14 protein-coding genes are annotated in these 15,125 nt (G+C 62.6%); 2 read left to right on the top strand and 12 right to left on the bottom strand.

The features are described from left to right. Positions 1–16 precede the first annotated feature (16 nt). Positions 17–643 carry a response regulator transcription factor gene (locus tag EC86_RS0107795; protein ID WP_029525106.1) on the top strand — a complete coding sequence of 209 codons (627 nt, stop codon included), beginning with the start codon at positions 17–19 and terminating at the stop codon, positions 641–643. An 86-nt stretch (positions 644–729) separates the two neighbouring features. Beyond that, the gene (gene folD, locus EC86_RS0107800) at positions 730–1,590 is read left to right on the top strand and encodes a bifunctional methylenetetrahydrofolate dehydrogenase/methenyltetrahydrofolate cyclohydrolase FolD (RefSeq protein WP_029525107.1); all 861 of its coding nucleotides are present in this window, start codon (positions 730–732) and stop codon (positions 1,588–1,590) included. 37 nt (positions 1,591–1,627) lie between these two features. Here folD and EC86_RS0107805 read toward each other — a convergent pair whose 3' ends face one another. The 12 genes from EC86_RS0107805 to bamA all read right to left on the bottom strand — a co-directional run bounded on the left by EC86_RS0107805 (position 1,628) and on the right by bamA (position 15,124). Continuing rightward, a complete protein-coding gene (locus tag EC86_RS0107805; RefSeq protein WP_029525108.1) occupies positions 1,628–2,068 on the bottom strand; it encodes a DUF4149 domain-containing protein in 441 nt (146 codons plus the stop codon). After that, a complete protein-coding gene (gene greA, locus EC86_RS0107810; protein WP_029525109.1) occupies positions 2,068–2,544 on the bottom strand; it encodes a transcription elongation factor GreA in 477 nt (158 codons plus the stop codon). Before greA ends, EC86_RS0107805 begins: the two co-directional genes overlap by 1 nt. Before the next feature lie 120 nt (positions 2,545–2,664). Further along, positions 2,665–5,907: a carbamoyl-phosphate synthase large subunit gene (gene carB, locus EC86_RS0107815; RefSeq protein ID WP_029525110.1), complete on the bottom strand. Its 3,243-nt coding sequence runs from the start codon at positions 5,905–5,907 to the stop codon at positions 2,665–2,667. Further along, positions 5,900–7,081, bottom strand: coding sequence for a glutamine-hydrolyzing carbamoyl-phosphate synthase small subunit (gene carA, locus EC86_RS0107820; protein WP_029525111.1), 1,182 nt, complete (start codon positions 7,079–7,081; stop codon positions 5,900–5,902). Before carA ends, carB begins: the two co-directional genes overlap by 8 nt. A 277-nt stretch (positions 7,082–7,358) precedes the next feature. Further along, positions 7,359–8,150: a TrmH family RNA methyltransferase gene (locus tag EC86_RS0107825; RefSeq protein ID WP_029525112.1), complete on the bottom strand. Its 792-nt coding sequence runs from the start codon at positions 8,148–8,150 to the stop codon at positions 7,359–7,361. After that, complete coding sequence (gene rnhB, locus EC86_RS0107830; protein WP_029525113.1) at positions 8,147–8,764, bottom strand: ribonuclease HII; 618 nt, start codon at positions 8,762–8,764, stop codon at positions 8,147–8,149. Before rnhB ends, EC86_RS0107825 begins: the two co-directional genes overlap by 4 nt. After that, positions 8,736–9,875 carry a lipid-A-disaccharide synthase gene (gene lpxB, locus EC86_RS0107835; RefSeq protein WP_029525114.1) on the bottom strand — a complete coding sequence of 380 codons (1,140 nt, stop codon included), beginning with the start codon at positions 9,873–9,875 and terminating at the stop codon, positions 8,736–8,738. The genes rnhB and lpxB overlap by 29 nt, the downstream gene beginning before the upstream one ends. Before the next feature lie 64 nt (positions 9,876–9,939). Next, positions 9,940–10,752 carry an acyl-ACP--UDP-N-acetylglucosamine O-acyltransferase gene (lpxA, locus tag EC86_RS0107840; protein WP_029525115.1) on the bottom strand — a complete coding sequence of 271 codons (813 nt, stop codon included), beginning with the start codon at positions 10,750–10,752 and terminating at the stop codon, positions 9,940–9,942. 10 nt (positions 10,753–10,762) lie between these two features. After that, positions 10,763–11,203, bottom strand: a complete 441-nt coding sequence (fabZ, locus tag EC86_RS0107845) for a 3-hydroxyacyl-ACP dehydratase FabZ (protein ID WP_029525116.1) — start codon at positions 11,201–11,203, stop codon at positions 10,763–10,765. After that, positions 11,200–12,270: a UDP-3-O-(3-hydroxymyristoyl)glucosamine N-acyltransferase gene (lpxD, locus tag EC86_RS0107850; protein WP_029525117.1), complete on the bottom strand. Its 1,071-nt coding sequence runs from the start codon at positions 12,268–12,270 to the stop codon at positions 11,200–11,202. The genes fabZ and lpxD overlap by 4 nt, the downstream gene beginning before the upstream one ends. A 47-nt stretch (positions 12,271–12,317) precedes the next feature. Next, positions 12,318–12,824, bottom strand: coding sequence for an OmpH/Skp family outer membrane protein (locus EC86_RS0107855; RefSeq protein ID WP_029525118.1), 507 nt, complete (start codon positions 12,822–12,824; stop codon positions 12,318–12,320). After that, positions 12,824–15,124, bottom strand: coding sequence for an outer membrane protein assembly factor BamA (gene bamA / locus EC86_RS0107860; RefSeq protein WP_029525119.1), 2,301 nt, complete (start codon positions 15,122–15,124; stop codon positions 12,824–12,826). Before bamA ends, EC86_RS0107855 begins: the two co-directional genes overlap by 1 nt. Position 15,125: the final 1 nt, after the last annotated feature.

Raw genomic sequence — 15,125 nt, forward strand, 5'->3', positions numbered from 1 at the left:
ACGAAGAAAGCAAGGCATGAGTTTGATACCCAAAAAAGGCACGGTCTATGTCGTGGATGACGACGAAGGCGTGCGCGATTCGCTGCAATGGCTGCTTGAAGGCAAGGACTACCGGGTGCGGTGTTTCGACTCGGCGGAAACATTCCTGAGCCGCTACGATGCGCGCGAAGTGGCTTGCCTGATCGTGGATATCCGCATGAGCGGCATGAGCGGGCTGGAGTTGCAGGACCGCTTGCTGGAACGCAAGTCGCCGCTGCCGATTGTCTTCATCACCGGGCACGGCGACGTGCCGATGGCGGTGGACACGATGAAAAAAGGCGCGATGGATTTCATCCAGAAGCCTTTCCAGGAAAACGCGCTGGTCGACCTGGTGGAACGCATGCTGGAGCAGGCCAAAGAAGCCTTCAACGACCACCAGCAGTCGGCCAGCCGCGACGCGCTGCTGGCCAAGCTGACCTCGCGCGAGGCGCAGGTCCTGGACCGCATCGTCGCCGGCCGCCTGAACAAGCAGATTGCCGACGACCTGGGCATCAGCATCAAGACAGTCGAGGCGCACCGCGCCAACATCATGGAAAAGCTCAATGCCAATACCGTTGCGGACCTGCTGAAAATCGCTTTGGGCTCGACCGCGCCCAAGGCTTGAGACCCACCAGCAACTCCGTTTTTAATAGCACCTAACGCCCGTGGCATATGCGCTGACGGGCGTTTTTACTTGAATATTCAAACAACATGACCGCCCAGCTCATCGATGGCAACGCCCTTTCACGCCAACTGCGCACCGAAGTCGCCCAGCGCGCCATGCTTCTCCGCGCCCGCGGCATCACGCCCGGACTGGCCGTGGTGCTGGTCGGCGACAGCGCGGCCAGCCAGGTGTATGTGCGCAACAAGGTCAAGGCCTGTGAAGACAACGGCCTGCATTCGGTGCTGGAGCGCTACCCGGCCGAGATGAGCGAAGCCGAACTGCTGGCGCGCGTCGAGGCGCTGAACAAGGATCCTGCGATCCACGGCATCCTGGTGCAGTTGCCGCTGCCGCCGCATATCGACGCCCAAAAGGTCATCGAGGCGATTTCACCGGACAAGGACGTGGACGGCTTTCACGTCGGCAGCGCCGGCGCGCTGATGGTCGGCCAGCCGGGCTTCTGGCCCTGCACGCCCTACGGCTGCATGAAGATGCTGGAAAGCATTGGCTACGACCTGCGCGGCAAGCACGCCGTGGTGATCGGCCGCAGCAACATCGTCGGCAAGCCGATGGCGCTGATGCTGCTGCAGAAAAACGCCACCGTCACCATTTGCCACAGCGCCACAAAAGACCTCAAGGCGATGACGCTGCAGGCCGACGTGATCGTGGCGGCAGTCGGCAAGCGCAACGTGTTGACGGCCGACATGGTCAAGCCCGGCGCGGTGGTGATCGACGTCGGCATGAACCGCATTCCTGAAGGCGAGCCCGGCGAAGGCAAGCTCTGCGGCGATGTGGACTTTGACGGGGTGAAGGAAGTCGCCGGCTACCTCACGCCGGTGCCGGGCGGCGTCGGCCCGATGACCATCACCATGCTGCTGGTCAACACGCTGGAAGCGGCGGAACGCGGTTGAAGCGCGCAGCGGGCTCAGGCGGCGCCGCCGTTGACGGCTACCGCTCCGGGCGGGCGCTCAGGCGCCAGAGCGTGAATCCGGCGCACAGCCACTGGCCCAGCAGCATCGCGCTGCCCAGCCCATGCCAGAGCCGCAGGTTGCCGCCGTCAGCGCGGGCGCTGACAATGCGCGGCGCCACGCCAAATTCGACCAGCAAGGCCAGCAGCATTCCGGCAACTATGAATTTCATAGCTGCCTGTGCAGTCCCAGATTGCGCAACACCGTCTTTTTGGTTAAAAACCATGAGCATCAGCAGGACGCAACCGGTGCTGATCCAGGTCTGCGCGGCAAAGAGTTTGGCAGCCATGGCGCCCGCCGCCGCCGGACTGCCCAGGTGCATGAACAGCATCGGCACCACGACAAAACCCAGGGCGGTCAAGCTGCCCCACCACAGGGCCGCCGCCAGCAGCCCGATCCGCTGGCGCACCGGCGCGCGCATCAAAGGTAGCTGACGGTCACGATCTCGTAGCGGCGGATGCCGCCGGGTGCCTGCACTTCGGCGCTGTCGCCCTCGTCCTTGCCGATCAGGGCTCTGGCAATCGGCGAGCCGATGTTGACCAGGCCGAGCTTGATGTCGGCCTCGTCCTCGCCGACGATCTGGTAGGTCACGCTCTCGCCCGTGGTTTCATCTTCAAGCTTCACGGTCGAGCCGAACACCACGCGGGTTCCCGGCTCGAAAGTGGTCGGATCGATGATCTGGGCGGCCGACAGCTTGCCTTCGACCTCCTGGATGCGTCCTTCGATGAAGCCCTGGCGGTCCTTGGCGACTTCGTATTCGGCGTTTTCGCTCAGGTCGCCCTGGGCCCGGGCCTCGGAAATCGCATTGATGACCCAGGGGCGCTGAACCGTCTTGAGGTTGTGCAATTCGGCTTTGAGCTTTTCCGCGCCGCGCTTGGTGATGGGTAAGGTGGTCATTTTTTGGTCCTGCAAAATGCGAAACCGCCACCAGTCACCTGGCAGCGGCATGTTTGATCGTCTTGACGTTTTAGTTTAATGCATGTTCGGCAAGGTCAACCCGGTGTTTCACCTGATCAATCAAGCCGCCTGCGCGGCCAGCTGGGCATGCAGTTCCTGGATCGAATACACGCTCAGGTTGTCCAGGTACTTCATGCCTTCGACCGCCGCTTCGGCGCCGGCGATGGTGGTGAAGGTCGTCACCCGGGCCAGCAGCGCCGAGGTGCGGATCTGCCGCGAATCGGCAATCGCATTGCGGCGCTCTTCCACGGTGTTGATGACCAGCGCAACCTCGTTGTTCTTGATCATGTCCACGACATGCGGCCGCCCTTCGGTGACCTTGTTGACCACCTTGCAGGCAATGCCTGCCGCCGTGATGGCCGCCGCCGTGCCCTTGGTGGCCAGCAGTTCGAACTTCAGCTCGACCAGCGCCCGCGCCACGTCCACCGCGCGCGCCTTGTCATTGTTCTTGACGGTCAGGAAGACTTTTCCGGAGGTCGGCAGCTTGGTGCCGGCGCCGATCTGCGACTTCACGAAGGCCTCGCCAAAGGTCTTGCCCACGCCCATCACCTCGCCGGTAGACTTCATCTCGGGGCCGAGGATGGTGTCCACGCCGGGGAACTTGACGAAAGGAAAGACCGCTTCCTTGACGCTGAAGTAAGGCGGCGTGACTTCCTTGACAACGCCTTGCGACGCCAGCGACTGGCCGACCATGCAGCGCGCCGCCACCTTGGCCAGCTGGACGCCGGTCGCCTTGCTCACGAAAGGCACGGTGCGGGAGGCGCGTGGATTGACTTCCAATACGTAGATGACATCCAGGCCATCGATATGCTGAATCGCGAACTGCACATTCATCAGGCCGACCACGTTCAGTGCTTCGGCCATGGCGGCGGTCTGGCGCTTGATCTCGACAATGGTTTGGGCGCTCAGCGAATACGGCGGCAGCGAACACGCCGAGTCGCCGCTGTGAACGCCGGCCTGCTCGATGTGCTCCATCACGCCGCCGATGAAGGTCTTGCCTTTTGAGTCGCGGATGCAGTCCACGTCGCATTCGATGGCATCGTTCAAAAAGCGGTCGAGCAGCACCGGCGAGTCATGGCTGACCTTGACGGCTTCGCGCATGTAGCGCTCCAGGTCGCGCTGCTCATGGACGATTTCCATGGCGCGGCCGCCCAGCACGTAGCTCGGGCGCACCACCAGCGGGTAGCCCAACGCGGCGGCTTTTTCCAGCGCTTCGGGCTCGGTGCGCGCCGTGGCATTGGGCGGCTGGCGCAGCGCCAGCGCGTGCAGCAGCTTCTGGAAACGCTCGCGGTCTTCGGCCGCGTCGATCATGTCGGGCGAGGTGCCGATGATGGGAACGCCGTTGGCCTCTAAATCCAGCGCCAGCTTCAAGGGCGTCTGGCCGCCATACTGGACGATCACGCCGAAGGGCTTTTCCTTGTCGACGATTTCCAGCACGTCTTCGAGCGTCAGCGGCTCGAAATACAGGCGGTCGGACGTGTCGTAGTCGGTCGAGACCGTCTCGGGATTGCAGTTGACCATGATGGTCTCGTAGCCGTCCTCTCGCATCGCCATCGCGGCATGCACGCAGCAGTAGTCGAACTCGATGCCCTGGCCGATACGGTTGGGTCCGCCGCCCAGCACCATGATCTTCTTCTTGTCGGTCGGCAACGCTTCGCATTCGCTGCCTTCGGCCTCGTAGGTCGAATACAGGTAGGCGGTGTTGGTCTCGAACTCGGCGGCGCAGGTATCGACGCGCTTGTAGACCGGGCGCACATTCAGTTCGATGCGCTTCTGGCGAATGGCGGTGTCGGTGGTTTTCAGCTGGCGCGCCAGGCGGCGATCCGAGAAACCTTTTTGCTTGAGCGCGCGCAGCGTGGGCGCATCTATCTTGTCCAGCGTCGTGGTTTCCAGCTCCAGTTCGATCTTGACGATCTGCTCGATCTGCACCAGAAACCAGCGGTCGATTTTCGTCAGCTCGAAGACTTCATCGACGGACAGGCCCATGGCAAACGCATCGCCCACATACCAGATGCGGTCCGGACCCGGCGCGCCGAGTTCCTTCTCCAGCACTTCGCGGTCCTGGGTTTTCTCGTTCATGCCGTCCACGCCGACTTCGAGGCCGCGCAGGGCTTTCTGGAACGATTCCTGGAAAGTCCGCCCCATGGCCATGACCTCGCCGACCGACTTCATCTGCGTCGTCAGGCGGGAATCGGCGGTCGGGAATTTCTCGAACGCAAAGCGTGGAATCTTGGTGACCACGTAGTCGATGCTGGGCTCGAAGCTCGCCGGCGTCGCGCCACCGGTGATCTCGTTGCGCAACTCGTCCAGCGTGTAGCCCACCGCCAGCTTGGCCGCGACCTTGGCAATCGGGAAACCGGTGGCCTTGGACGCCAGTGCCGACGAACGCGACACGCGCGGATTCATCTCGATCACGACCATGCGGCCATCATCGGGATTGATGGAGAACTGCACGTTCGAACCACCGGTATCGACGCCGATTTCGCGCAGTACCGCCAGGGACGCATTGCGCAGGATCTGGTATTCCTTGTCGGAGAGCGTCTGGGCTGGCGCCACGGTGATCGAGTCGCCGGTATGCACGCCCATCGGGTCCAGGTTTTCAATCGAGCAGACGATGATGCAGTTGTCCGCCGTGTCGCGCACCACTTCCATCTCGTACTCTTTCCAGCCGAGCAGCGATTCTTCAATCAAGAGCTCGTTGGTCGGGGAGGCTTCGAGGCCGCGCTTGCAGATTTCCTCGAACTCTTCCGGGTTGTAGGCAATGCCGCCGCCGGTGCCGCCCAGCGTGAAGCTGGGGCGGATCACGGTCGGGAAACCCAGCGTCTTCTGCACGGTCCAGGCCTCGTCCATGCTGTGCGCAATGCCCGAGCGCGCCGAGCCCAAGCCGATCTTTGTCATCGCGTCCTTGAACTTCAGACGGTCTTCAGCCTTGTCGATGGCTTCGGGCTTGGCGCCGATCAGTTCGACTTTGTACTTCTCCAGCACGCCGTTGCGCCACAGGTCGAGCGCGCAATTGAGCGCGGTCTGGCCGCCCATCGTTGGCAGGATCGCGTCGGGACGCTCCTTGGCGATGATTTTCTCCACCGTCTGCCAGGTGATCGGCTCGATGTAGGTCACGTCGGCCGTCGCCGGGTCGGTCATGATCGTCGCCGGGTTGCTGTTGATCAGGATGACCTTGTAGCCTTCCTCGCGCAGCGCCTTGCAGGCCTGCACGCCGGAATAGTCGAACTCGCAGGCCTGGCCGATGATGATCGGGCCGGCGCCGATGATGAGGACTGATTTGATATCGAGGCGCTTAGGCATTCTTCTTCTCCTGGCTTTGCGCCATCAGCGCCGTGAAGCGGTCGAACAGGTAGGAAATATCGTGGGGTCCGGGGGATGCTTCCGGGTGGCCCTGGAAGCAGAACGCCGGCTTGTCGGTGCGGGCCAGTCCCTGCAGCGTGCCGTCGAACAGGCTGATGTGCGTCGGGCGCAGGTTGGCTGGCAAGGTTTTTTCATCGACCGCAAACCCGTGGTTCTGGCTGGTGATGCTGACGCGGCCGGTGTCCAGGTCCTTCACCGGATGGTTCGCGCCGTGGTGGCCGAACTTCATCTTGAAGGTTTTGGCCCCGCCGGCCAGCGCCATGATTTGGTGGCCCAGGCAGATGCCGAAGGTCGGAATGCCGGTCTCGATCAGTTCGCGCACCGCTTCAATCGCGTAGTCGCAGGCCTGCGGATCGCCCGGGCCGTTGGCCAGGAAAATGCCGTCGGGATTGAGCTTGAGCACATCGGCCGCTGAAGTCTGCGCCGGCACCACCGTGATGCGCGCGCCGCGCTCGGCCACCATGCGCAGGATGTTTTTCTTCACGCCGAAGTCGAACGCGACGACGTGGAATTTTGGCGTGATCTGCACGCCGTAGCCCGAGCCGAGCTTCCATTCGGTCTGCGTCCATTCGTAGGTGTGCTTGACCGACACCACCTTGGCCAGATCGAGACCGTCCATGCTGGGCGCCGACTTGGCGGTTGCAAGGGCCTTGTCGATGGCCGGCTGGCTCACCGTTTCGCCAGGCGCCAGCGCCAGGATGCAGCCATTTTGCGCACCGTGCATGCGCAGGTGGCGCGTCAATTGCCGGGTATCGATCCCGGCAATCGCCACGATGTTTTCCCGGGCCAGGTACTCGGCCAGGGTCATGGTCGCGCGGAAGTTGGACGCGATCAGCGGCAGGTCCTTGATGATCAGGCCGGCGGCATGCACCTTGCTGGCTTCAACGTCCTCGGCATTGATGCCGTAGTTGCCGATATGCGGATAAGTGAGGGTGACGATCTGCTGGCAATAGCTCGGGTCCGTGAGGATTTCCTGATAGCCGGTCATGGCGGTGTTGAACACCACCTCGCCGATCGTGGAGCCCGCAGCTCCAATCGAATTGCCAATAAAGACCGTGCCGTCTGCGAGCGCCAGGATGGCGGGCGGGGTATTTCCCTGAAGAGACAAAAGCACTGGGTTCTCCGGTTGTTTACGGTTCGCCCAAGCGTGCACAAGAAACGTCTTCTCAGACGCTTGCGGGCTGCTTTTGTGGATGGGTTTTGCTTATGGAGGCGCTTGGGCGAAGCTGGGATTTGAAAAGCCACTGATTATAGCGCCCCCACGGTCGCCCACAACGCGCGAGCTCCCTGCCCCCCGAGGGGGCCGCTGCGCCTGCGGCCCGGCGGAGCCTGTTCCGCGGCCCCGGCTTGAAGTTTCGCCGCTGCGCGTGCTCATTTACTTGAAAACCAGATTAGCGAGCTGTCTCTGAGAACGAACTCGCATACAGGCAAATCGCCGCGGCGGCGGCGACGTTCAGGGATTCCTCGCCGCCGGGCTGGTCGATGCGCACCTTCAGGCTGGCTCTGGCCATCAGGTCATCGCTGACACCCTGCCCTTCATGGCCCATGGCCCAGGCGCAGGGCATGGGGATGCGCTGCTGGTGCAGAAAACTTCCGTGATGGGAACTGGTGACGACAATCGGCACCGTCAAATCCGCCAGCGCCTCGGGCTCGACGCCCTCGACCAGCCGCAGGGCAAAGTGCGCGCCCATGCCGGCGCGCAGCACCTTGGGCGACCACAGCGCCGCCGTTCCCTTGAGCGCGATGACCTGGCCAAAGCCGAACGCCGCCGCGCTGCGCAGGATGGAGCCGACATTGCCGGCATCCTGCACGCGGTCCAGGATGACCGATGCCACGCCCGGCTGCAGTTCGGGCGCGGCGGGCAGTTCGAGCACGAAGCCCATCCGCGCCGGCGATTCGAGCCCGCTGATCTCGGGCAGCAGCGCATCGGCGATTACTATGTTTTTGATAGCTGCCTGCGCATACTGGACGTGCGCAAGAGGCCAAAAAGACTCTGAAAACACGGCCATGGCGGGTTTCAGACCGCGCGCCAGCGCGGCGCGGCACAGATGGTCGCCCTCCAGCCAGACCCTGCCCTGCTTGCGGTAAGCCGTGTTGTCGTGCGACAGCCGGTGCAGGTCCTTGATCAGGGCATTGTCGCGTGACGAAATATGCGCGACGGGAACGGAAAAGCCGCCGGTCATCGCAACACCCCGGCCACGGGCGCGAACGATCGGCGGTGCTGCGGGCAGGCGCCGTGCTGGCGCAAGGCGGCCAGGTGCGCGGCGGTGCCGTAGCCCTTGTGGCCGGCAAAACCGTATTGCGGATACTGGAGGTCGTACTCGCCGCACCAGCGGTCTCGGTAGACCTTGGCCAGGATAGAGGCGGCAGAAATGGCCGGAACCAAGGCGTCGCCCTTGACAATCGCCTCGGCCAGGATCAGCAACCGGGGCAGCTGGTTGCCATCGACCAGCACCTTGGCCGGCTTGAGCCGCAGGCTTTCCACCGCCCGCTTCATGGCCAGCAAGGTCGCCTGCAGGATGTTCAGGCGGTCGATTTCTTCCACGGTTGCCATCGCAATCGAGCAGCACAGCGCCTTGGCCTGGATTTCGTCATACAACTTCTCGCGCCGCAGGGCCGTGAGTTTTTTCGAATCCGCCAGGCCGAGGATGGGATTGAACGGGTACAGGATGACGGCCGCCGCGACGACCGGCCCGGCCAGCGGCCCGCGCCCGGCCTCGTCAACGCCAGCGGTCAAGCCGGGCGCATCCCACGAGAAAACGGTCTGCTCAGGTTTCAAGAATTTTCTGGATTGCATCGGTGGCCAGTTGGGAAGTATCCCGCTGCAGTTCGGCATGCAGCTGGGTGAAGCGCTGTTCGACAGCCCTTATTTTCTCTGGAGCCGCCGATTTTGCATCAACCCATTCGAGCAGCGCCTGCGCCAGCGCTTCGGGCGAGGCCTGGTCCTGCAGCAGTTCTGGCACGACAAAGTCACGGCACAAAATATTCGGCAGGCCGACCCAGGGCTGCAGCTGCTTGCGCCGCATGATCTGCCACGACAGCCAGTTCATGTTGTAGGCAATCACCATCGGCCGCTTGAACAGGGCGGCTTCCAGCGTGGCCGTGCCGCTGGCGATCAGCGTGACATCGCAGGCCGCCAGCGCCGTGTGCGACTGGCCCGCGACGATTTCCACGGCAGCCCGAACGCCGGCTTGACTGGCCAGCTGTTCGATCCGGCTTTTCAGCGCAGGAATCGCTGGCACTATGAATTTAATAGCTGGTTGCGCCCGCCGGACAAGCGCTGCAGCCTGAAAAAATCGCAAAGCAAGGTACTCGACTTCCGATTTCCGGCTGCCCGGCAAGATGGCGACCACCGTGTCTTCGCCATGCAAGCCCAGTGCCTTCCTGGCCGCAGCGCGGTCAGGCTGCAGCGGAATCACGGCCGCCAGCGGATGGCCGACATAGGTCGCGGCAATCCCGTGCGCGGCCAGCAAGGCCGGCTCGAACGGAAAGATGCACAGCACATGGTCCGCGCTGCGCCTGATTTTTTCAACGCGGTCGGCGCGCCAGGCCCAGATCGAGGGGCAGACGAACTGCACCGTCTTGACGCCTTCGGCCTTCAGCGCCGCTTCCAGCCCGAGGTTGAAATCGGGCGCGTCGATGCCGATGAAAAGATCGGGGCGCTGGCCCGGACCCGTCAGCAAACGGTTTTTAAGTTGCTCGCGGATGCCGGCGATTTCGCGGTAATGGCGCAGCACCTCGACATAGCCGCGCACGGCCAGCTTGTCGCTCGGCCACCAGATATCGAAACCCCGGCCGGCCATGTGCGGGCCGCCGATGCCGCCCGCCTTCAGCGCAGGCCAGCGCGCCTTCAGGCCGGACAGCAGCAGGCCGGCCAGCAAATCGCCCGACGTTTCGCCCGCCACCATGGCGATGTGGGGCGCTGCCCCTTCGCGAGGCGGCAAAGGAGATGGCGCCACCGGCATCATCGCCCTAGCGAACGATGCCGCGCCGGGGCGATGTCTGCTCCAGAAAAGAGAGCATCATCTGCACGTCCGGTGAGGACTCGGGGTACTTTTCAGTCAGTTTTTCAATGCCGTCTTTGGCCTGCTCCAGCGTCAGACCGTCGCGGTACAGCGCCTTGTGCATGGCCTTGACGGCGGAAATGCGGTCTGCCGAAAAGCCCCGGCGACGCAGGCCTTCGAAGTTCATCGAACGCGCAACGGCGGGCTGGCCCTGGCACATCACGAACGGCGGCAGGTCAGCGACCAGCACCGACGAAATGGCGGTAAAGCTGTGCGCGCCGAGCCGCACAAACTGGTGAACCCCGGTAAAGCCGCCCAAAATCACCCAGTCGCCTACCTGCACATGGCCCGCCAGCGTGGTGTTGTTGGCGAAAATTGTCTGGTTGCCCACGGTGCAGTCATGCGCGATATGCACGTAGGCCATGATCCAGTTGTCGTCGCCCAGGCGCGTGACGCCCAGATCGCCAGGCGAGCCGATGTTGAAGCTGCAGAACTCGCGAATGGTGTTGCGGTCACCAATGACCAGTTCGCAGGGCTCGCCTGCGTACTTCTTGTCCTGCGGCACCGAACCCAGCGAATTGAACTGGAAAACCTGGTTGTCGCAGCCAATGGTGGTGTGCCCCTCGATCACGCAGTGTGCGCCGATGGTCGTGCGCGCGCCGATTTTGACGTTCGGGCCGATGACGGTGTACGGCCCGACGCTGACCGAGCTGTCGAGCTGGGCGGAGGAATCGACAAGTGCCGTGGCATGGATGCGCGAAGGCGTGGCTGGCTGCGTCATGGCCGCGCCCTCAGGCCACCGTGCGCATGGTACACATCAGTTCGGCCTCGCAGGCCAGATTTCCGTCCACGCGGCACACGCCCTTGAACTTGAAAATACCGGCTTTCATGCGCAGCAATTCCACGTCCATGATCAGCTGGTCGCCAGGCCCCACTGGGCGTTTGAAGCGCGCGCCGTCAATGCCGGCGAAGTAATACACGGTCTTGTCGTCCGGCGTCACGCCCAGGGTGGAAAAACTCAGCAAGGCCGCCGCCTGCGCCATGGCCTCGATCATCAGCACGCCGGGCATGACCGGGTGCTTGGGAAAATGGCCCATGAAAAAAGGCTCGTTGATGGTGACGTTCTTCAGCGCCTTGATGCTTTTCCCGGTTTCAATCTCCAGCACCCGATCGACCAGCAAAATGGGATAGCGGTGCGGCAATAACTTGAGAATCTGGTGAATGTCCATCATGATTTTTCTTCTTTGAATCTAGCCTGCAGTTGTCGCAGGGTTTTTTCTGTTTGTTTGAGCCGTTCACGCAGCGTATGGAGCTGCTTGAGCGTGGCGGCATTTTTTTCCCAGGCGGCATTGTCGTCGATGGGAAACAGGCCGGTGTAGTGGCCAGGCTTCAACAGCGAGCGGGTCACGGTTGTGGCGGCCGAGATATGCACGCCGTCGGCAAGCCGCAAGTGGCCCAGCACGATGGCGCCGCCGCCGACGGTGCAATGCGCGCCAATCGTCGCGCTGCCGGCCACGCCGGCGCAGCCTGCCATGGCGGAATGTTGTCCGACGCGCACGTTGTGGCCGATCTGCACCAGGTTGTCGAGCTTGACGCCGTCTTCCAGCACCGTGTCCTGCAGGGCGCCCCGGTCGATGCAGGTGTTGGCGCCGATTTCGACATCATTGCCGATGCGCACCGCGCCCAGCTGCTCGATCTTGACCCACTGGCCGCCGTGCGGCGCAAAGCCGAAGCCGTCCGCGCCAATCACGGCACCGCAATGGATGATGCAGCGCTCGCCGATGCTGCAGCCGTCAGCCACCGTCACGCGCGCCGAAAGCCGGCTGCGCGCGCCAATGGCGGCATTCGCGCCAATGACGCAATGCGCGCCGATCCGCGCGCCTTCGCCAATCGCCGCACCGGCATCAATGCACACGAAGGCACCTATCGACACATTCGCGCCAATGCTGGCGGTCGGATCGATGATGGCGCTTGAATGGATGGCCGGCGCTGCATCCGGCGCATGCAGCCTTTTCCAGAGCTGGGTGACCAGTGCAAAGTAATGGTAGGGATCGTCCACCACGATGCAGGAACCGCGCGTCAAGGCCGCATCGCGGACTGAGTGCGCGACGATCACGCAGCCTGCCCCAGATTGCGCAAGCTGCCCGAGGTACTTCGGATTGCTGAGGAAGGTCAGTTCGTTCGGACCCGACGCGTCCAGGGTGGACAGCCCCTCAATCAGCAATTCAGGGTTGCCGATCAGCTCGGCCGGCACCTGGTCGGCCAGCAGCCGGGTGATGTCAGCAAGTTTGAGCGTCATGCGGGACCAGCCCTTTCCACGCTCATGCTTATGCGCACCACCGGAAATTACTTGGAAGCGTTCAGCGCCTTGATCACCTTGTCGGTGATGTCATGCTTGGGATTCACGTACACCGATTCCTGAAGGATCAGGTCGTATTTTTCGGTTTCAGCCAGGGTTTTGACGACCTTGTTGGCGCGTTCGATGACCAGTTGCAGCTCTTCATTCTTGCGGGCGCTCAGGTCTTCCTGGAATTCGCGGCGCTTCGTCTGGAAGGTGCGGTCCTGGTCGACCAGCTGGCGCTGGCGCAGCGTGCGCTGGCTTTCCGCCAGTGTCGGCGCTTCGCGTTCGAACTTGTCCGATTGCGTTTTCAACTGGGCGCCCAGGTCGGTCAGTTCCTTTTCACGCTTGCTGAACTCCTGCTCCAGCTTGGTCTGGGCCGCCTTGGCCGAATTGGCTTCGCGGAAAATGCGGTCGAGGTTGACGACGCCCACCTTGAATTCCTGCGCGCTGGCCGAAAAGCCGGCGACCGCAATCACCAGGCCGAGGAAGATTTTGCTGGAAAAATTTTTCATTAGAAAGAGGTACCAATTTGGAATTGCAAACGTTCGATTTTATCGCCGTCCTGTTTGCGCAGCGGCAAGGCATAGGCAATGCGCAGCGGGCCGACCGGGGAAATCCAGCTGATGCCCAGGCCGGTCGATGCCCTGAGGCCATCGGGGCCGCTGAGTTTATAGCTGTCCTTGAACACGTTGCCGGCATCGACGAAGCCGTACATGCGCAAGGTGCGGTCGTTTCCGGCCCCTGGAAACGGTGCGATCAGCTCGGCGTTGAGTGTCAGCTTTTTCGGTGCGCCGACGGACAGGTTGGAGCTGTCGCGCGGGCCCAGCGATCCCTGCTGGAAACCGCGCACCGAGCCCAGGCCGCCTGAGTAGTAATTCTTGAACAGCGGATAGGGCTGGCCGTTCAGACCCTTGCCCCAGCCCAGTTCGCCGTTCAGCGCCAGCGTGAACTGCTTGTTCAGTGGAATGTACTGCTGGATCTGGTAATTGGCGCGGACAAAGCGGATGTCTCCTGCGATGCCCCAGTCGCCATAGACGCGCTGGAAACGGCCTGCTGTGGGCACCAGGGCGCTGTCGCGGCTGTCGCGCGACCAGCCGACGGTCAGGGGGATCGAGTTGCTCTTGTAGCCGAACTGGTTGGCATAGTCCTGGTAGCTGACCGGCAGGTTGGTGCCGGGAACAATCGTCAGCGACTCGTAGCCCGAGCCAAAGTACACCGTGTCGGTTTCGGTGAACGGCACGCCAAAGCGGATGCTCGCGCCGCGCGTCTTCAGTTTGTAGTCGCCGCCCTGCCCTGACAGCGGCTGCGAGGTCCGGTCGTAGACGTCGATGGAGCGTGAAATGCCGTCGGCGGTGAAGTAGGGGTCGATCGTGCTCAGCACCAGTTGGCGGTTCGACTTGCTGGTGTTGACTTCAATCCCAAGGTAGTTGCCGGAGCCGAAGACGTTTTCCTGCTTGATGCCGAACATCAGCGAAACGCTGTCGGCACTGGAGTAACCGGCGCCGAGCTGCAGGTTGCCGGTGGGTTTTTCAGCCACGTTGACCGCGATGTCCACCTGGTCGGGCGTGCCGCTCACTTCCTGCGTTTCCACATTCACTTCGGTGAAGAATCCCAGGCGGTCCACGCGGTCGCGCGACAGGCGGATCTTGTCGCCGTCGTACCAGGACGATTCGAACTGCCGGAACTCGCGGCGCACGACTTCGTCGCGGGTGCGGTTGTTGCCAGACACATTGATGCGCCGCACGTAGGCCCGGCGCGACGGCTCGGCCTGGAGCACAAAAGCGACGCGGTTGTTCGCACGGTCGATGTCGGGAACCGCCTCGACCTTGGCAAAGGCGAAGCCGAAAACGCCGAAATAGTCGGTGAAGGCCTTGGTGGTTTCGGCCACCGCATCGGCGTTGTAGGGCTCGCCGGGCTTGATGGCGACGAGTGACTTGAATTCTTCTTCCTTGCCCAGGTAATTGCCTTCGAGCTTGACGCCGGACACCACGAAACGCTCGCCTTCGGTCACGTTCAGCGTGATGGCAATGCTCTGCTTGTCTGGGGAAATCGCCACCTGCGTGGTTTCGACCTTGAACTCCAGGTAACCGCGCGACAGGTAATAGGACCGCAGCGACTCAATGTCGGCATTGAGCTTGGCGCGCGAATAACGGTCGGATTTGGTGTACCAGCTCAGCCAGCCGCCGGTGTCCAGGTCGAACAGGCCGAGCAGCGTCGATTCGCTGAACGCCTTGTTGCCGGTGATGTGGATTTCCCTGATTTTTGCCACATCGCCTTCGACCACGTTGAAGGTCAGGTTGACGCGGTTGCGCTCGATGGGCGTGACGGTGGTGATGACCTCGACGCCGTACAGGCTCTTGTTGATGTACTGGCGCTTGAGTTCCTGCTCGGCCTTGTCGGCCAGCGCCTTGTCGAACGGCTGGCCGTCGGCGATGCCGGCATCGCGCAGCGCCTTTTTCAACACTTCCTTGTCGAATTCCTTGGTGCCGACGAAGTCCACGTCGGCCACGGTGGGACGCTCCTCGACGATCACCACCAGCACGTCGCCATTGACTTCAAGCCGCACATCCTTGAAAAGGCCCAGGCCGAACAAGGCGCGAATGGCGCTGGAACCCTTCTCGTCGTTGTAGATTTCACCGGCCCGGAAAGGCAGCGAGGCAAAAATGGTGCCGGGCTCGACGCGCTGCAGACCTTCCACCCGGATGTCCCGGACGGTGAATGGATCGACGGCCCAGGCCGTATTGGCGAACAACATGCCGGCGGCGATGGCGCAGACAGCACGAACTTTTAAATGATTGAATTGCTTTTGCATG

This window comes from Polaromonas glacialis, assembly GCF_000709345.1.
GTDB lineage: Bacteria > Pseudomonadota > Gammaproteobacteria > Burkholderiales > Burkholderiaceae_C > Polaromonas > Polaromonas glacialis.